This window comes from Streptomyces sp. NPDC033177 (assembly GCF_055577715.1).
Genome location: NZ_JBVIPS010000005.1, coordinates 445,615 through 462,693, shown reverse-complemented (window position 1 = coordinate 462,693; position 17,079 = coordinate 445,615). Strand labels below are relative to the sequence as shown.

At 70.5% G+C, this 17,079-nt stretch carries 16 protein-coding genes; 9 read left to right on the top strand and 7 right to left on the bottom strand.

Annotated features, from left to right (window positions below; genetic code table 11):
- Positions 1-138: 138 nt before the first annotated feature.
- Both rarD and ACZ5U5_RS20220 read right to left on the bottom strand, forming a co-directional pair.
- A complete protein-coding gene (gene rarD / locus ACZ5U5_RS20225) occupies positions 139-1,167 on the bottom strand; it encodes an EamA family transporter RarD (protein WP_469023347.1) in 1,029 nt (342 codons plus the stop codon).
- Positions 1,168-1,281: 114 nt separating this feature from the next.
- The gene (locus ACZ5U5_RS20220) at positions 1,282-2,142 is read right to left on the bottom strand and encodes an NAD(P)H-binding protein (protein ID WP_469023345.1); all 861 of its coding nucleotides are present in this window, start codon (positions 2,140-2,142) and stop codon (positions 1,282-1,284) included.
- Between the two features lie 100 nt (positions 2,143-2,242).
- Here ACZ5U5_RS20220 and ACZ5U5_RS20215 point away from each other — a divergent pair, with 100 nt between their 5' ends.
- Positions 2,243-2,614 (top strand): winged helix-turn-helix transcriptional regulator, encoded by a 372-nt coding sequence (locus ACZ5U5_RS20215; RefSeq protein ID WP_469023343.1) that lies wholly within the window; start codon positions 2,243-2,245, stop codon positions 2,612-2,614.
- A 36-nt stretch (positions 2,615-2,650) separates the two neighbouring features.
- Here ACZ5U5_RS20215 and ACZ5U5_RS20210 read toward each other — a convergent pair whose 3' ends face one another.
- The 5 genes from ACZ5U5_RS20210 to ACZ5U5_RS20190 all read right to left on the bottom strand — a co-directional run bounded on the left by ACZ5U5_RS20210 (position 2,651) and on the right by ACZ5U5_RS20190 (position 9,603).
- Positions 2,651-3,748: a 2-oxoacid:ferredoxin oxidoreductase subunit beta gene (locus ACZ5U5_RS20210; protein WP_469023340.1), complete on the bottom strand. Its 1,098-nt coding sequence runs from the start codon at positions 3,746-3,748 to the stop codon at positions 2,651-2,653.
- A complete protein-coding gene (locus ACZ5U5_RS20205) occupies positions 3,741-5,672 on the bottom strand; it encodes a 2-oxoacid:acceptor oxidoreductase subunit alpha (RefSeq protein ID WP_469023337.1) in 1,932 nt (643 codons plus the stop codon). Before ACZ5U5_RS20205 ends, ACZ5U5_RS20210 begins: the two co-directional genes overlap by 8 nt.
- A 283-nt stretch (positions 5,673-5,955) precedes the next feature.
- The gene (locus ACZ5U5_RS20200; protein WP_469023766.1) at positions 5,956-6,648 is read right to left on the bottom strand and encodes a LuxR C-terminal-related transcriptional regulator; all 693 of its coding nucleotides are present in this window, start codon (positions 6,646-6,648) and stop codon (positions 5,956-5,958) included.
- 220 nt (positions 6,649-6,868) lie between these two features.
- Positions 6,869-8,227, bottom strand: a complete 1,359-nt coding sequence (locus ACZ5U5_RS20195; protein ID WP_469023335.1) for a sensor histidine kinase — start codon at positions 8,225-8,227, stop codon at positions 6,869-6,871.
- A 134-nt stretch (positions 8,228-8,361) separates the two neighbouring features.
- Positions 8,362-9,603 carry a sensor histidine kinase gene (locus ACZ5U5_RS20190; RefSeq protein WP_469023333.1) on the bottom strand — a complete coding sequence of 414 codons (1,242 nt, stop codon included), beginning with the start codon at positions 9,601-9,603 and terminating at the stop codon, positions 8,362-8,364.
- A gap of 186 nt (positions 9,604-9,789) precedes the next feature.
- On the opposite strand from ACZ5U5_RS20190, the gene ACZ5U5_RS20185 reads away from it, so the two are divergent.
- From ACZ5U5_RS20185 to ACZ5U5_RS20150, 8 genes are read left to right on the top strand one after another with little or no spacing between them, the layout of a single operon-like run.
- Complete coding sequence (locus tag ACZ5U5_RS20185; protein WP_160506614.1) at positions 9,790-10,179, top strand: NADH-quinone oxidoreductase subunit A; 390 nt, start codon at positions 9,790-9,792, stop codon at positions 10,177-10,179.
- Complete coding sequence (locus ACZ5U5_RS20180; protein ID WP_469023329.1) at positions 10,170-10,847, top strand: NADH-quinone oxidoreductase subunit B; 678 nt, start codon at positions 10,170-10,172, stop codon at positions 10,845-10,847. Before ACZ5U5_RS20185 ends, ACZ5U5_RS20180 begins: the two co-directional genes overlap by 10 nt.
- Positions 10,844-12,406: an NADH-quinone oxidoreductase subunit C gene (locus tag ACZ5U5_RS20175; RefSeq protein ID WP_469023327.1), complete on the top strand. Its 1,563-nt coding sequence runs from the start codon at positions 10,844-10,846 to the stop codon at positions 12,404-12,406. Before ACZ5U5_RS20180 ends, ACZ5U5_RS20175 begins: the two co-directional genes overlap by 4 nt.
- Positions 12,403-13,371, top strand: a complete 969-nt coding sequence (locus ACZ5U5_RS20170; protein WP_469023325.1) for a complex I subunit 1/NuoH family protein — start codon at positions 12,403-12,405, stop codon at positions 13,369-13,371. The genes ACZ5U5_RS20175 and ACZ5U5_RS20170 overlap by 4 nt, the downstream gene beginning before the upstream one ends.
- On the top strand, positions 13,372-13,998 hold the full coding sequence (locus ACZ5U5_RS20165; RefSeq protein WP_469023322.1) for a NuoI/complex I 23 kDa subunit family protein: 627 nt from the start codon (positions 13,372-13,374) through the stop codon (positions 13,996-13,998). It begins immediately after the preceding gene.
- A complete protein-coding gene (locus tag ACZ5U5_RS20160; protein WP_469023320.1) occupies positions 13,995-14,663 on the top strand; it encodes an NADH-quinone oxidoreductase subunit J family protein in 669 nt (222 codons plus the stop codon). Before ACZ5U5_RS20165 ends, ACZ5U5_RS20160 begins: the two co-directional genes overlap by 4 nt.
- Entirely contained in the window at positions 14,663-15,046 is a 384-nt protein-coding gene (gene nuoK / locus ACZ5U5_RS20155) for an NADH-quinone oxidoreductase subunit NuoK (RefSeq protein ID WP_469023317.1), read from the top strand. The genes ACZ5U5_RS20160 and nuoK overlap by 1 nt, the downstream gene beginning before the upstream one ends.
- Positions 15,043-17,076, top strand: coding sequence for an NADH-quinone oxidoreductase subunit 5 family protein (locus ACZ5U5_RS20150; protein ID WP_469023316.1), 2,034 nt, complete (start codon positions 15,043-15,045; stop codon positions 17,074-17,076). The genes nuoK and ACZ5U5_RS20150 overlap by 4 nt, the downstream gene beginning before the upstream one ends.
- Positions 17,077-17,079: the final 3 nt, after the last annotated feature.

The following is a 17,079-nucleotide window of genomic DNA, read 5'->3' as shown; positions in this document are numbered from 1 at the left end:
AGCTACAACGCACCCGCAGAAGAGCACCGACGAGGGCGCCCCGTCAGGGGCGCGGGGAACTGCGCGACCAGCCACAACGCACCCGCAGAAGGCAGCCCGCAAAAAGCACCGCGCAGCCCGCACCCCGCAGGGCAAGGCTCAGACCGCGGACCCTTCCCGCCCGGCAGCGGGAGTGGCGGGAGCAGCAGGAGTCATCGGCTCAGTCTCCCGCCCCGCGACGGGGACCCCGGCGGATTCCCGCCGCGCAGCGGCAAGACGCACCGCATTACGCCGCGCGGAGCGAACCGCGTCCCAGGTCAGCAGGGACAACGCCAGCCACACAAGGCCGAACCCGGCCCACCGCTCCGGAGGCATCGCCTCATGGAAGTACAGGATGCCGAGCAGGAACTGGAAGACGGGCGCGAGGTACTGCAGCATTCCCAGCGTGGCCAGCGGCACCCGAATCGCCGCGGCCCCGAAGCAGACCAGGGGAATGGCGGTGACCAGACCGGTCGCCGCAAGGAGTGCCGCGTGCCCGAAACCCTCCGCGCCGAACGTGGCGTCACCCCGCGCCCCGAGCCACACCAGGAACCCGACCGCGGGCAGGAACTGGATCGCGGTCTCGGCGGTCAGCGACTCCAGGCCGCTGAGCCCGACCTTCTTCTTCGCCAGGCCGTACGTGGCGAAGGAGAAGGCGAGGCAGAGCGAGATCCACGGCGGCTGCCCGTATCCGAACGCGAGCACGAGGACCGCCGCGAGGCCGACGGCGACGGCCGTCCACTGCACGGGGCGCAGCCGTTCGCCGAGGAGCAGGACGCCCATCGCGATGGTGACCAGGGGGTTGATGAAGTAGCCGAGGGAGGCCTCGACGACGTGGCCGGAGTTCACGGCCCAGATGTAGACGCCCCAGTTGATCGTGATGACCGCCGCGGCGATCGTCACGAGGCCCAGCTTGCGAGGCTGCCGGATGAGCTCGCCCGCCCACGCCCAGCGCCGCACGAGCAGCAGGGCGATGCCGACCACGACGAGCGACCACGCCATCCGGTGCGCGAGGATCTCGCCCGCGCCGGACGGCTTGAGCAGGGGCCAGAAGAGGGGGACGAGGCCCCACATCCCATAGGCCGCGACGCCGTTCAGCAGCCCTATGCGCTGCTCGCTCTTCGACTGTTCGGCTGCGGCGGCGTCCACGGCCCCTCCTTGGTGCAAGGCAGCCCCACGCTGCCCTCAGAAGGTAGCGGCCCGAACACCCCCGTGTCATGCCCGTCTCACGAAAACGGTCATGACTCGTCTCACGCCCCGGAGTCAGCCCTTGAGGGCCGCCGAGATCGCGTCCGCGACAGGCGTCGTGGGACGCCCGATGAGGCGGGCCAGGTCCCCGCTCGTACCCGCGAGCAGCCCCCGCTCGATCGCCGAGTCCACGTCGACGAGGATCGCGGCGAACTGCTCGGGAAGGCCCGCGCCGGTCAGGATCGCGAGGTTCTGCTCGGCGGGGACGTTCGTGTACGAGATGTCCTTGCCGCTCTGCCGGGCGACCTCGGCGGCGTACTCGGCCAGGCTCCACGCGACATCGCCGCTCAGCTCGTACGTCTTGCCCTCGTGGCCCTCGCCGGTCAGTACGGCGACGGCGGCAGCCGCGTAGTCGGCCCGCGAGGCGGAGGCGACCCTGCCCTCGCCCGCGGAGGCGACGACGGCGCCGTGCTCCAGGACGGGAGCGAGGTTGGCCGTGTAGTTCTCGTGGTACCAGCCGTTGCGCAGGAACGTGTGCGGAAGCCCGGATTCCAGGATCAGCCGCTCGGTCTCCTTGTGCTCGGCCGCGAGTTCGATGTCGGCGTCGGGGCCGCCGAGCACACCGGTGTACGCGAGGAGCGCGACGCCCGCCGCACGGGCCGCGTCGATCACCGCCGCGTGCTGCGGCACCCGCCGCCCGACCTCGCTTCCGGAGATCAGCAGAACCCTGTCGCCCGCGGCGAAGACGCCGGCGAGGGTCTCGGGCGCGCTGTAGTCCGCGATCCGCAGCTCGACACCGCGCGCGGCGATATCGGCGGCCTTCTCCTTGTCGCGGACGACGGCGGCTATCTGCCCGGCGGGCACCTGCGCGCCGAGCAGCCCGTCGATGACGAGACGGCCGAGGTGTCCGGTGGCTCCGGTGACGACGATGCTCATGTCTGATATCTCCCTCTGATGTCCTTTGGGGTGGTTCGACGATGAGCCTACGTTGGGCGCTAACTATTGGAAAGTACCCACTTTGAAGTAAGGTACTGGCATGGCAGTAAGCAGCTGGAATCTCGGCGACGAGGGCATGTGCCCGCAGCGCCTCGTCCTGGAGCACGTCACGAGCCGCTGGGGAGTGCTCGTCCTGATCGCCCTGGACGAGCGCTCGTACCGCTTCAGCGAGCTGCGCCGGGCGCTCGGCCGGGTCAGCGAGAAGATGCTCGCGCAGACCCTGCAGACCCTGGAGCGCGACGGCCTCGTGCACCGCGACGCCAAACCGGTCATCCCGCCGCGCGTCGACTACTCGCTCACCGACCTCGGGCGCGAGGTCGGCACACAGGTCCGGGCGCTCGCCGAGTGGACCGAGAAGCGCCTGGCGGACGTACAGGAAGCGCGCGAGGCATACGACGAGGCCCGGTCCTGAAGGATCAGGACCGGGCCTCGGGGTGATCGTGCCGGACTAGCCGACGACGGTCCACGTGTCGCCGCCCGCCAGCAGCGCGGCCAGGTCGCCCTTGCCGTTCTGCTCGATGGCGCTGTCCAGTTGGTCGGACATGAGGGTGTCGTAGACCGGGCGCTCGACGTTGCGGAAGACGCCGATCGGGGTGTGGTGCAGGGTGTCGGGGTCGGCGAGGCGGGAGAGCGCGAAGGCCAGCGTCGGCGACGTCGAGTGCGCGTCGTGGACCAGGGTCTGAGACTCGGTCTCAGAGGTGACCGGGACAACTTTGAGATCGCCGGTCGCCGGGTCGCGTACGACGCCCTTGGAACCGAGGCCGCTCTCCAGCGGGGCCCCGAAGCGGATGGGCTGCCCGTGTTCGAGCCGGATCACCGCTTCCTCGGCCTGCTGCTTGTCCTTCAGCACCTCGAAGGCGCCGTCGTTGAAGATGTTGCAGTTCTGGTAGATCTCCACCAGTGCGGTGCCGGGGTGTTCGGCGGCCTCGCGCAGCACGGAGGTGAGGTGCTTGCGGTCGGAGTCCACGGTCCGCGCCACGAAGCTCGCCTCCGCGCCGATCGCGAGGGACACCGGGTTGAAGGGGGCGTCCAGGGAGCCCATCGGCGTCGACTTGGTGATCTTGCCGACCTCGGAGGTCGGGGAGTACTGGCCCTTGGTGAGGCCGTAGATCCGGTTGTTGAAGAGCAGGATCTTCAGATTCACGTTGCGGCGCAGGGCGTGGATGAGGTGGTTGCCGCCGATGGACAGCGCGTCGCCGTCACCGGTGACCACCCACACGCTCAAGTCCCGCCTGGAGGAGGCCAGTCCGGTGGCGATGGCCGGGGCGCGGCCGTGGATGGAGTGCATCCCGTAGGTGTTCATGTAGTACGGGAAGCGGGACGAGCAGCCGATGCCCGAGACGAAGACGATGTTCTCCTTGGCCAGGCCGAGTTCGGGCATGAAGCCCTGCACGGCGGCCAGGACCGCGTAGTCACCGCAGCCGGGGCACCAACGCACCTCCTGATCGGACTTGAAGTCCTTCATGGATTGCTTGGCCTCGGCCTTGGGCACCAGCGAAAGCGCTTCGATCGTGCTTCCGGTGCCTTCGGTCTTCGTGTCAGCCATCGATGGCCTCCTTGAGAGCCGTGGCGAGCTGCTCGGCCTTGAACGGCATTCCATTGACCTGGTTGTACGAGACCGCGTCCACGAGGTACTTGGCGCGGAGGAGCGTGGCGAGCTGCCCGAGGTTCATCTCGGGGATCACCACCTTGTCGTAACGCTTCAGGACCTCGCCCAGATTCCGGGGGAAGGGGTTGAGGTGGCGCAGATGGGCCTGCGCCACGCTCTGGCCGACCGCGCGCAGCCGGCGTACCGCCGCGGTGATGGGGCCGTAGGTCGAACCCCAGCCCAGGACGAGCAGCGTGGCGTCGCCGGTCGGGTCGTCGACTTCGAGGTCGGGGACCTGGATGCCGTCGATCTTGGCCTGGCGGGTGCGGACCATGAAGTCGTGATTGGCCGGGTCGTAGGAGATGTTGCCGGTGCCGTCCTGCTTCTCGATGCCGCCGATGCGGTGTTCGAGACCGGGCGTGCCCGGGATCGCCCACGGGCGGGCCAGGGACTGCGGGTCGCGCTTGTAGGGCCAGAAGACCTCGCTGCCGTCGTCCTCGGTGTGATTGGGCCCCGAGGCGAACTGCACCCGTAGGTCAGGGAGTTCATCGGTATCCGGGATGCGCCACGGCTCGGAGCCGTTGGCCAGATAGCCGTCGGAGAGCAGGAACACCGGGGTGCGGTAGCTGACCGCGATCCGCGCCGCCTCGATGGCCGCGTCGAAGCAGTCCGCCGGCGTCCTGGGCGCCACGATCGGCACCGGCGCCTCACCATTGCGCCCGAACATCGCCTGCAGCAGATCCGCCTGCTCGGTCTTGGTCGGCAGCCCGGTCGAAGGGCCACCGCGCTGGATGTCCACGATCAGCAACGGCAGCTCCAGCGAGACCGCGAGACCGATCGTCTCCGACTTCAGCGCCACACCGGGCCCCGAGGTCGTCGTCACCGCGAGCGAGCCGCCGAACGCCGCACCCAGCGCCGCCCCGATCCCCGCGATCTCATCCTCGGCCTGGAAGGTGCGCACACCGAAGTTCTTGTGCTTGCTCAGCTCGTGCAGGATGTCCGAGGCCGGGGTGATCGGGTACGAGCCCAGATACAGCGGCAGATCCGCCTGCCGGCCCGCGGCGATCAGCCCGTACGACAGGGCCAGGTTCCCCGAGATGTTGCGGTAGGTGCCGGTCGGGAAGGCTTGGGCGGCGGGCGCGACCTCGTAGGAGACCGCGAAGTCCTCGGTCGTCTCACCGAAGTTCCAACCCGCATGGAAAGCGGTGATGTTGGCCTCGGCGATGTCCGGCTTCTTGGCGAACTTCGTCCGCAGGAACTTCTCCGTGCCCTCCGTCGGCCGGTGATACATCCACGACAACAGCCCGAGCGCGAACATGTTCTTGCTGCGGCCCGCGTCCTTGCGCGAGAGGTCGAACTCCTTGAGCGCCTCGACCGTCAGCGTCGTCAACGGCACCGGGTGGACGCTGTAGCCGTCCAGCGAACCGTCCTCCAGCGGCGAGACCTCGTAGCCGACCTTCTGCATCGCCCGTTTGGAGAACTCGTCCGTGTTGACGATGATCTCCGCGCCCCGCGGCACATCGGCGATGTTCGCCTTCAGCGCGGCCGGGTTCATCGCGACCAGGACGTTCGGCGCGTCGCCCGGCGTGAGGATGTCGTGGTCGGCGAAATGGAGCTGAAAGGAGGAGACACCCGGCAGTGTCCCGGCAGGAGCACGGATCTCGGCGGGAAAGTTCGGCAGTGTCGACAGGTCGTTCCCGAAGGACGCCGTCTCCGAAGTGAACCGGTCACCGGTGAGCTGCATGCCGTCACCCGAGTCACCCGCGAAACGGATGATCACCCGGTCCAGACGGCGTACATCCTTCTCACCAGCATGCTTGCGCTGCTCTCCGACGACTGCCCCATCGGCCTGCTCGGCTGGGCTACTGACCTGGCTGGTCACTGAACTGGACCTCCCTCGGGCGGCTGAGCGGGAAAGGCTGGGCGACCGGCCTTCCCAAGGCCCACCCTACGTCTGTAAGGGTCGCCTTCCTGGGGTTGATCGCATGACGGACGCACTTTTGAGGCGTTGCAATGCCCCGTTTCGTCATGTTCTGCCTCGCCCTCCGGCCCGACATGGAAGACGCCCCCACTCATCCTTTGGTTCTAGGACTGTTCTCCGTGCTCGTGTCTCCGCGCTCGCGCGGTTGCCGTTGTTGTCGAATAACTGACAGGGTGTCAGATTGCTAGGAGTTGAGGTAGGTGAGAACCGCAAGCACACGCCGGTGATCCCCGTCGCTCTGGGAAAGCCCCAGCTTCAGGAAAATGTTGCTGACGTGCTTCTCGACCGCGCCGTCACTCACCACCAACTGCCGTGCCACCGCCGAGTTCGTCCGGCCCTCGGCCATCAGACCGAGTACCTCGCGTTCGCGAGGAGTAAGCCCCGCGAGGACGTCCTGCTTGCGGCTGCGGCCGAGCAGCTGCGCCACGACCTCCGGGTCGAGCGCCGTACCGCCCTCCGCGACACGCACCACGGCGTCCACGAACTCGCGCACCTCGGCGACACGGTCCTTGAGCAGATAGCCGACGCCACGGCTGGACCCGGCGAGCAGTTCGGTGGCGTACTGCTCCTCGACGTACTGGGAGAGGACGAGCACCCCGAGCCCCGGGAACTGGTGACGCAGGTGCACCGCGGCCCGCACCCCCTCGTCGGTGTGCGTCGGCGGCATCCGCACGTCGGCGACGACCACGTCGGGCAGCGCGCCCGCGGCGGAGAGGTCGTTGATCGTCTTGATCAGCGCGTCCGCGTCGCCGACCCCCGCGACGACGTCGTGCCCGCGGTCGGTCAGCAACCGGGTCAGGCCCTCCCTGAGCAGCACCGAATCCTCGGCGATGACGACCCGCACTTTGTCCTCCACGTTCACGGCCCCCCGGCACATGTGGTTCTGGTTGTCCCCCGGCACCTCAGTATCGCGCGTACGAACGCCTGCGAAGGGCGTAACGGCGTTCGCAGGCAACCGCTTGCCCCTGCTGCGCGGCCCGCTGCCCCCCGTTCGGCAACCGCTGCCCTGCTCGCTCGGGGCGGCGCGGCAGCACCCACCCGGCCTCCCCGCGCTGCGGGGCGAACCGGGTGGGTGAGTGCGGAAGGAGGTTTCGCGGCTACGCCCGCCAGGGCAACTCGGCCGTCACCGTCGTGGGCCCGCCCACCGGCGAGTCCACGACCAGGATCCCGTCGACCGCGTCGAGCCGCTCGGCGAGCCCGGCGAGCCCGGAGCCGGTGGTCACATCGGCGCCCCCGGCCCCGTCGTCGGAGACCTGCAGCATCAGCCGGTCCTCGACCCGCCACACGTCGACCGAGCCGTGGGACGCCCGCGCGTGCTTGCTGATGTTCTGCAGGAGCTCGGAGACCGTGAAGTACGCGATGCCCTCGATCGCGGCGGCGGGACGCGCGGGCAGATCCACCTCGACCTGGACCGGAACCGTGCACCGGGCGGCGAGCGAGGACAGCGCCGCGTCCAGGCCGCGGTCGGTCAGGACCGCCGGGTGGATGCCGCGGGCCAGGTCGCGCAGCTCCTGGAGGGCCACCTTCACCTCGCCGTGTGCCTCGCCCACCATGCGCGCCGCGGCCTCCGGGTCCTCGGTCAGCTTCTCCTTGGCCAGGCCCAGGTCCATGGCGAGCGCCACCAGGCGGGCCTGCGCCCCGTCGTGCAGGTCGCGCTCGATGCGGCGCAGGTCGGCGGCGGCCGTGTCGACGACGACACCGCGGTCCGACTCCAGCTCGACTACGCGCGTGGCCAGGCTCGACGGGCCGAGCAGGCCGGCCACCATGACGCGGTCGACGGTGGTCAGGGCCCGGACGATCCAGGGCGTGGCGAGCGTGATCAGCAGGCCGGTGAGGGCGGTGACGCCGATCTCGAAGGGGTTGTCCAGGTAGATCTGGTGACCGTTGTCGCGGTAGAGCTGGATGCCGCCCTGGCCACCGTAGATCGGGAAGAGCCACTGCCACAGCGGGTACGTGAGCATCGCCCAGCCGTACGTCCAGAAGGCCACCGACACGGTGAAGGAGAAGACCGCCCAGGGCATGTGGAGGATGGAGTAGAGGACGTGCCGCCAGGAGACACCGCTCTTGAGGGCGGCGCCCACCCATGCCATGGGCCCACCGCCGTTCTTGGGCCGCAGCGGCTCAGGATTGGCCACCTCGACGTCCAGGAGTGCCCGCGCCCGCACTCGTTCGAGCGAGCCGAAGCCACGGCAGGCGGCGAGCCCGGCGGCGAGCACCGGGATGCCGATGAACGTGACCAGCAAGCCGGCCCCGACCGACAGCATCGTGACCGCGAACGTGAACGTGACGATGCTGATCGGCAGGCTCAGCAGCACATAGCCGAACTCCTTCCAGGCGCGCGCCTCGATCGGCGCCCGCAGCCCGGCAGGGAGACGGCGCCGCCGGTCGTCGAGATCGGATCCCCGGAACTCCGAACGGTCCATGCGCCCGTACTCCTGTCCGTACTCCGTGGCCATCGGTGTCGTCCGTTTCTGCTCGGTCGTGCGCTGCCTCTTGGGTCACGCGCTGGTTCGGCGTCGTATCTCAAGCGTGCTGGCCGCGGCAGATCCGGACCATGTGGTGCGTAGGTGTCTTCGACCGGGGGTTTTCCCTACCTCCCCTGCCCCAGGGCCGGCCGGGCCGTCTGATCCCGGTCCTGGTCCCGGTCCTGATCCCGGTCCCGCCACGGCAGTTCCGCCGTGATCGTCGTGGGCCCGCCCTCCGGCGACTCGATCACGAACAGGCCGTCGACCGCGCCGAGCCGGTCCGCGAGCCCCGCCATGCCCGAGCCCCCGTCCAGCTGCGCACCGCCCCTGCCGTCGTCCGACACCTGGATGAGCAGCCGCTGGTCGGCACGCCACACGTCCACGGACGCCGTACGGGCCCCGCTGTGCTTGCTGACGTTCTGCAGGAGCTCGGAGACCGTGAAGTACGCGATGCCCTCGATCGCGGCGGCCGGGCGCGCCGGCAGATCGGCGGTCACCTTCACCGGGACCGTGCACCGCGAGGCCACCGAGGACAGCGCCGCGTCCAGGCCGCGGTCGGTCAGGACCGCCGGGTGGATGCCGCGGGCCAGGTCGCGCAGCTCCTGGAGGGCGAGCTTCACCTCGCCGTGCGCCTCGTCGACCATCGCCGCCACGGTGTCGTCCGCCTGGCCCTCCAGGAGCTTCTCCTTGGCCAGGCCGAGCCCCATGGCGAGCGCCACCAGGCGGGCCTGCGCCCCGTCGTGCAGGTCGCGTTCGATGCGGCGCAGGTCGGCCGCGGCGGTGTCGACGACGACACCGCGGTCCGACTCCAACTCCACGATGCGCCGCTCCAGTTCGTCGGACGGCGACAGCAGCCCGCGCGCCATCGCGCGGTCGGCGTTCGTCAGACCGCGCACGATGTAGGGGAGCACCGGCCAGAGCACGAAGAGCCCGGTCAGGGTGACGGCGAAGGTCACCACGCCCCAGGGCAGCCGCATGAAGGAGTACAGCATCGTGCGCCAGCCGACCGGATCCTTCAGGCTCGACCACAGCCAGCTGAAGAAGCCGTGCCCCCGCTGTTTGGGCATCGGGCTCGGCTCGTCGATCCGCAGCCCGAGCAGTTTGCGCGCCCGCGCACGTTCCGCCCTGCCGATCAGCCGGGCGCCGAGCAGCGCGCCCGCGAGCAGCGGCAGGCCGACGACGGTCACGGCGAGACCGCCGCCGGCGGCGAGCGTCACGACCACGTAGACGAAACCGGCCACGCCGATCGGCAGGTTGGCGAGAAGGTGGGCGATCTCCTTCCAGGTCTGCGCGTCGTACGCCGCGAAGCGGGCGGGGGGCGGCGAGGACGTGGCTGACGTGGCTGAGGACATGGCGCGTGCGGTCATACGGGTCAGAGTGCACGGCGCGCCGCCGCGATGCCATGAGGAAGGCCGCCAGGAACACTCGGGGGATAACCCCACCCGATGCATGACGCTCTGCTTACCTCACCTTTAGCAGGCCCTAGACTCCCGTGCGTACAGATCGTCGAACAGTGCTGGGTGTCAGAGGCGGTCAGGGAGTGAGGGGCTGACGTGCACGTGACGAACGTCGCGGCGAGCTACTACCAGTCGTACTCCGTCGTCGGACTGCTCGCCGTCGTCGGCGTGCTGTTCGTCGCCGTCGCCTTCGGCGCGGGGCGCCTGCTCCGGCCCGTGGTGCCGACACCCGAGAAGCTCCTGACGTACGAGTGCGGGGTCGACCCCGTCGGCGAGGGCTGGGCGCACACCCAGGTCCGCTACTACGTCTACGCGTTCCTCTACGTCATCTTCGCCGTCGACTCGATCTTCCTCTTTCCATGGGCGACGGTCTTCGCCGCGCCCGGCTACGGTGCGACGACGCTGGTGGAGATGTTCGTCTTCCTCGGCTTCCTGACCGTGGGCCTGCTGTACGCATACAAGAAGGGCGTCCTCACATGGACGTGACCCCGGAGCGTCCTCGCACGGACGTGACCCCGGAGCCCGTGCTCCTGCCCGAGCCGACCGTGCTGTCCACGCCCGAGCCGCAGAAGCTCGGCGTGCTCTCGCGGCTGGCCCCCGAGCCGATGAAGGTGGTCCTCAACTGGGGCCGCCGGTACTCGTTGTGGGTCTTCAACTTCGGCCTCGCCTGCTGCGCCATCGAGTTCATCGCCGCCTCCATGGCCCGGCACGACTTCATCCGTCTTGGCGTGATCCCGTTCGCGCCGGGCCCGCGTCAGGCGGACCTGATGGTGGTGTCGGGCACGGTGACGGACAAGATGGCCCCGGCCGTGAAGCGCCTGTACGAGCAGATGCCCGAGCCCAAGTACGTCATCTCCTTCGGCGCCTGCTCGAACTGCGGCGGCCCGTACTGGGATTCGTACGCGGTGACCAAGGGCGTCGACCAGATCATCCCGGTCGATGTGTACGTACCCGGCTGCCCGCCCCGGCCCGAGGCGCTGCTCCAGGGCATCCTCAAGCTCCAGGAGAAGATCGCGGCGGAGTCGCTGGGGGAGCGGTACGGGCGCGGGAAGGGCGGGGCCGGCGACGGCAACCGGCCTTCGGCGGCGGCCTTGCAGAGCGGGCTCGTGAAGCCGCCGGCGCCGGCCTCCGGTTCAGGGGAGGGGAAGGCATGACGGGCTGGCTGCCGAGCCCCGTCGAGGAGCTCTTCGGCGCGGACGCCACGGCGGACGAGTCGTACGACCTCTTGACGGTCGACGTCCCGCCGAGCTCGTGGATCGCGGCGCTCGAAACCGCGCGCACGACGCTGACCTGCACCTACTTCGACTGGCTGAGCGCCGTCGACGAACCCGGCACCGGCTTCCTCGTCTCGGCCCACGTCGTCGCCCTCTCTCCCGTACGTCGCCTCCTCATCCGTACGACCGTTCCGCACGAGGCCCCGGCCCTGCCGACCGCGGTCGACGTCTACGCGGGCGCGGCGTGGCACGAGCGCGAGACGCACGAGATGTTCGGCGTAGCTTTCGAGGGCCACCCGCATCTGGTCCCGCTGCTCCTCCCCGACACCTTCGAAGGCCACCCCCTGCGCAAGGACTTCGTCCTGGCGGCGCGCGTCGCGAAGGCGTGGCCCGGCGCGAAGGAGCCGGGGGAGTCGGAGCACGGCGGGCCCAAGCGCCGCCAGATGCTGCCTCCCGGCGTACCCGACCCGAACGAGTGGGGCCCCCTGAAGGGCCAACTCCCGGCGGCCCCGGCCCGCCCGGCCCGCGGCGCGGCCCGCGCGGCGGGCGACCGTCCCGTACGCCGGGCCCGCACGGCGGGGGAGGGCTCGGCCAGCCAGGCGGCGGGCACACAGCCGGAGACTCCGGCACCGGCACCGCGCCGTTCGCGGAGTGTGAGCCAGGGCTCTGCGTCGCAGCGACCGGAGGGGGCGGCCGTCCCGGCAACGGAGGCTGCGGCCGTTCCGACGCCGGAGGCGAAGCCCGAAGCCGCTCCGGCGCCCGAGGCGAAGCCTGAGCCCGCGTCACCCGCGGCTGCTTCCGACGCTCCGTGGCACCAGGCCCGCCCGGCGTTCGAGGCGAGTGAGGGCGCGAGCGGTGAGACGAGCGGTGAGGCGGCACCGGTTACGGAAGCTGAGACCGGCACTGGTACCAGTACTGACCCTGGCGCCGTAACTGCCAAGCCGGAGCCGGTCAAGCCCGAGCCGGCCAGGCCGGAGCCGACCGAGCCGGAGCCGGAGCTGGAGCCGGTCAAGCCGGAGTCGGCCAGGCCGGAGTCGGCCAGGCCGGAGTCGGCCAGGCCGGAGTCGGAGCCGGTCAAGCCGGAGCCGACCGAGCCGGAGTCGGAGTCGGAGTCGGTCAAGCCCAAGTCGGCCAGGCCGGAGCCGGCCGAGCCCGAGCCGGCCAGGCCGGAGTCGGTCAAGCCGGAGTCGGTCAAGCCGGAGTCGGTCAAGCCGGAGTCGGTCAAGCCGGAGTCGGTCAAGCCGGAGTCGGAGTCGGTCAAGCCGGAGCCGGCCAGGCCGGAGTCGGAGCCGGCCGAGTCCGAGCTGGCCAGGCCGGAGCCGGAGTCGGCCGAGCCGGAGTCGGAGTCGGTCAAGCCCGAGTCGGCCAGGCCGGAGTCGGCCAGGCCGGAGCCGGTCAAGCCGGAGCCAGCCGAGCCCGCCCCCGCCGAGCCCGCCCCCACCAAGCCCGCCCCCGCCAAGCCCGACGATGAAGCCGACCGCCCAGGAGGCTCGGAGTGACCGACGCGCTCGACGTCGCCCTGCGTCTTCTCATCGTCTTCGCCGTATTCCTCGTCCTGCCCCTGGTCGTCGGCCAGACCGAGCACAAGGTGATGGCCCACATGCAGGGCCGCCTCGGCCCCATGCACGCGGGCGGCTTCCACGGCTGGGCCCAGCTCGTCGCGGACGGCGTCAAGTTCGCGCAGAAGGAAGACGTCGTACCGGCCGCGGCCGACCGCCGCATCTTCCAGCTCGCCCCCGCCATCGCCCTGCTGCCGTACCTCCTCGTCCTGGTCGCCATCCCGATCGGCCCGAGCGAAGGCGCCGTCGGCCAACTCGTCGACGCGGGCATCTTCTTCGTGCTCGCGGTCATGGGCGTCGGCGTACTCGGCTCGCTCATGGCGGGCTGGGCGAGCGCCAACAAGTTCTCCCTCCTCGGCGGCCTGCGCACCGCCGCCCAGCTCCTGGCGTACGAACTCCCGATGCTGCTCGCCGCGGCCTCGGTCGCGATGGCCGCCGGGACGGTCTCGCTGCCCGGCATCCTCAACGCCTTCGAGTGGTGGTGGCTGCCCTGGCAGATCGTCGGCGCCCTCGTCTTCTTCATCGCGGGCCTCGCCGAACTCCAGCGCCCGCCCTTCGACATGCCGGTCGCCGACTCGGAGATCATCTTCGGTGCCTACACCGAGTACACGGGCCTGCGCTTCGCCCTCTTCCTCCTCGCCGAGTACGCCGGAATCGTCGTCCTCTGCGGCCTCACCACCGTCCTCTTCCTCGGCGGCTGGCACGGCCCATGGGGTGCCGACGGACTCGGCTGGGTCTGGACCCTCCTGAAGACCGGACTGCTCGCCTTCGTCGTGATCTGGCTCCGCGTCAGTTACCCCCGTCTCCGCGAGGACCAGCTCCAGAAGCTCTCCTGGACCCTCCTCGTCCCGCTCGCCCTCGCGCAGATCGCGCTCACCGGAATCGTGAAGGTGGCGATCAACTAAATGGCTGCGTCTCTCCCGCCCACCCGGCCCCGGATTCCCGGCAGCGGCCTCGCCAAGGGCCTCGCCGTCACCCTCCGCACGATGACGAAGAAGACCGTCACCGAGCAGTACCCGGAGCACCAGCCCGAACTCCCGCCCCGCACCCGGGGTGTCATCGGGCTCTTCGAGGAGAACTGCACGGTCTGCATGCTCTGCGCCCGCGAGTGCCCGGACTGGTGCATCTACATCGACTCCCACAAGGAGACGGTCCCGCCGGCCGTCGAGGGCGGCCGCGAGCGCAGCCGCAACGTCCTCGACCGCTTCGCCATCGACTTCTCCCTCTGCATGTACTGCGGCATCTGCATCGAGGTCTGCCCCTTCGACGCACTGTTCTGGTCCCCGGAGTTCGAGTACGCCGAGACCGACATCCACGAACTCACCCACGAGCGCGACAAGCTCCGCGACTGGATGTGGACGGTCCCGGCCCCGCCCGCCCTGGACCCCGCGGCCGAGGAACCCAAGGAGATCGTCACCGCCCGCAAGGCGGCGGAAAAGCTGGCCGCGGCGCAGGAAGCCGAAGCCGCGGCGCAGGAAGCCGAAGCCGCCGGACAGGACGCTGAAGCCGCCGGACCGGAGGGATCCGCGTGACCGTGAACCTCGCAGCCACCGCACCCCTCGCAGCCGCCGCCCCGCAAGGCTTCCTCTCCCCGACGGGAGTGGAGATCGCCTTCCTGCTCGTCGGCCTCGTCACCCTCGGCTCGGCGATCGTCACCGTCACCACCAAGCAGCTGGTGCACGCCGCCCTGTGGCTCGTGGCGACGCTCGGCGGCCTGGCCGTCGAGTACCTCCTGCTCACCGCCGAGTTCATCGCCTGGGTGCAGGTACTGATCTACGTCGGTTCCGTCGTCGTCCTCCTTCTCTTCGGTCTGATGCTGACGCGGGCCCCCATCGGCCGCTCCCCGGACGCCGATTCGGGCAACCGCCCCGTCGCGCTCGCGGTGGCCGTCCTCGCGGCGGCCGCCCTGGTCTGGGTCGTCGTCGACGCCTTCCGGACGACCTGGATCGACCTCGACCGCGCCGCCGACGAAGCCCAGGGCTCCACCGCGGTGACCGGGAAGTTCCTCTTCCAGCACTGGGTGCTGCCCTTCGAGGCGCTCTCGGTCCTGCTCCTGGCCGCCCTGGTCGGCGCGATCGTCCTCTCCCGCAGGAACGCCCGCATGACTCGCCTGAACGACACCCCCGGCGACACCCCCGGCCATACCCCCACAAGCGGTGCCCCCAGCGACTCCCCCCTCGACAAGGAGCAGCGCTGATGCACCTCGCCTATCCCGCTGTCCTCGCCGCCCTCCTCTTCTGCGTGGGCCTGTACGGAGTGCTCGCCCGCCGCAACGCGATCCTGGTCCTGATGTCCGTCGAGCTCATGCTCAACGCCGTCAACCTCAACCTGGTCGCCTTCGACGTCTGGCTCCGCGACGCCCTCCACTCCGGCCAGGCCCTGACCCTCTTCACCATCGCCATCGCCGCCGCGGAGATCGGCATCGGCCTCGCGATCGTCCTGGCGGTCTACCGCAACCGCGGCTCCTCCGCCGTCGACGACCTCCGCGACACCGCCGAGGGCCCCGACGATGACGACGCCGATGACCCCGCCTCGGCACAGCAGTCGCAGAAGTCGCAGAAGGCTGAGGCCACCGCGTGACCACGACCACCCTCGCCGTACTCGTCCCCCTCCTGCCGTTCCTCGGTGCCGTCGCCGGTCTGCTGCTCGGCCGCTCCGTCCCGGGTCTCGTACGCCCCCTCGCTGTGCTGCCCACCCTGGCGGCGCTGTTCATCGCCGTCATGGTCGCCGCCCGCCACGGCGGCGGCGCCGACATCGACTCCGCCACCGAGCTCACCCCGACCGGCTCGGTCCCCATCGAACTCGCCCTGCACATCGACGGCTTCGCCGCCCTCGTCGCCGTCCTGGTCGGCGTCGTCGCCTCCTGCGTGCAGATCTACTCGACGGGTTACCTGCGCGACGACCCGCGCTACCCCTCGTACGCCGCTCTCGTCTCCCTCTTCACCTCCGCGATGCTGCTCGTCGTCTACTCCGGCGACCTGATGGTGCTCCTGGTCGGCTGGGAGATCATGGGCATCTGCTCGTACTTCCTCGTCGGCCACTACTGGGAGACGCCCGAAGCGCGCGCCGCCTCCCTCAAGGCCTTCCTGGTCACCAAGCTCGGCGACGTCCCCTTCCTGATCGGCCTGTTCGCGCTCGCCGTCGACGCCGGGTCGTTCCGCATCACGACGATCCTCGGGACAGTCGCGGGCGGCGGCCTCGACCACCCGACGCTGATCGCCCTGCTGCTCCTCGCCGGTGTGGCGGGCAAGTCCGCGCAGTTCCCGCTGCACACCTGGCTGCCCGACGCGATGGCGGGCCCCACGCCCGTCTCCGCGCTCATCCACGCCGCGACGATGGTCGCCGCCGGTGTCTACTTCGTCGCCCGGCTCCTCCCGGTCTTCGCCGCCTCGTCGGCGGCGCTGGTCGTCCTCGCCGTCATGGCCGCCGTCACGATGGCCGGCTCGGCCCTCGCCGCGCTCGCCCAGGACGACATCAAGCGCGTCCTCGCGTACTCGACGATCGGCCAGCTCGGCTATCTGACCGGCGCCCTCGCCGTCGGCGACCGCGGTGCCGCCGTCTTCCATCTCCTCTCGCACGGCGCCTTCAAGGCGCTCCTCTTCCTTGGCGCCGGAGTGATCATCCACGCCGCCGGCACCAACTCCCTCGCCGCGATGTCCCGCATGAAGGGCCTGCGCGACCGGGTCCCCGACGCCTTCTGGACGATGACCGTGGCGCTCCTGGCGCTCGCCGCGATCCCGCCCTTCAGCGGCTTCTTCTCCAAGGAAGCCGTCCTGGGTGCCGCCGAGCACGCGGCCACCGGTCACTCCGGGACCGCCCCCACCGCGGCGGGCTGGATCGTCCTGGTCGCCGGTCTGCTTACCGCCCTCCTCACCGCCGCCTACGCGACGCGTCTGTGGCTGCTCGCCTTCAACGGCAAGGGCCCCGAAGCCCCGGACCTTCCCCAAGCTCTCAACTCCGTTCGAGCAGGGGAGACCCCAACCCGCCAGCCCATCGCCATGACCGCCGTGCTCTGGGTGCTCGCCGTCCCCTCGCTCGCCTTCGGCCTGACCGTCGGAGTCCTGCCGGACTGGTTCGACGGGCACTCGCTCACTCCGACCCTCACCACCTCCGTCCTCGGCACGGGACTAGCCCTCGTCGGCGGGCTCGTTACGTACGGGGCGTGGCGTCACACCACGGCTCTCGCCGTCCGCCACCCGATGGGCGCGGTCGCCGCCGACGCGGGAGCCGACGGAGGTTTGGTCGAAGCCGAGGCCATCGCCTCGCACGCCCCCGTCTACGGAGACGTGGCCGCCGCTCACGACCCGGCCGACCCCGGCCGCCTCCTGCTCGGCCCGCTGCACCGGCACGCCGCCGTCGGCTTCCACCTCGACGCCGTCTACGCCGCGCTGTTCGTGCGCCCCGTCCAGGCCGCCGCGCGCCTCGTCCGGTTCCTCGACCGCGAGGTCGTCGACACGTACGTACGCGGCGCGGGCACCGCACCCCGCTGGCTCGGCGCGGCCGTCCGCCGCGCGCAGACCGGCAACGTGCAGACCTACCTGAGCGCGCTGCTCGCAGGCACCGTCGTCCTGGCTGTCGCCGCCGTCCTCGTCGCCACAGCCGGAGCGTGAGCA

Coding starts and splice junctions, on each gene's coding strand:
- ACZ5U5_RS20165 (WP_469023322.1), top strand. CDS start 13,372: ATGGCTGCGTCTCTCCCGCCCACCCGGCCCCGGATTCCCGGCAGCGGC.
- ACZ5U5_RS20195 (WP_469023335.1), bottom strand. CDS start 8,227: ATGGCCACGGAGTACGGACAGGAGTACGGGCGCATGGACCGTTCGGAG.
- ACZ5U5_RS20200 (WP_469023766.1), bottom strand. CDS start 6,648: ATGTGCCGGGGGGCCGTGAACGTGGAGGACAAAGTGCGGGTCGTCATC.
- ACZ5U5_RS20190 (WP_469023333.1), bottom strand. CDS start 9,603: ATGACCGCACGCGCCATGTCCTCAGCCACGTCAGCCACGTCCTCGCCG.
- nuoK (WP_469023317.1), top strand. CDS start 14,663: ATGCACCTCGCCTATCCCGCTGTCCTCGCCGCCCTCCTCTTCTGCGTG.
- ACZ5U5_RS20175 (WP_469023327.1), top strand. CDS start 10,844: ATGACGGGCTGGCTGCCGAGCCCCGTCGAGGAGCTCTTCGGCGCGGAC.
- ACZ5U5_RS20220 (WP_469023345.1), bottom strand. CDS start 2,142: ATGAGCATCGTCGTCACCGGAGCCACCGGACACCTCGGCCGTCTCGTC.
- ACZ5U5_RS20180 (WP_469023329.1), top strand. CDS start 10,170: ATGGACGTGACCCCGGAGCGTCCTCGCACGGACGTGACCCCGGAGCCC.
- ACZ5U5_RS20215 (WP_469023343.1), top strand. CDS start 2,243: ATGGCAGTAAGCAGCTGGAATCTCGGCGACGAGGGCATGTGCCCGCAG.
- ACZ5U5_RS20210 (WP_469023340.1), bottom strand. CDS start 3,748: ATGGCTGACACGAAGACCGAAGGCACCGGAAGCACGATCGAAGCGCTT.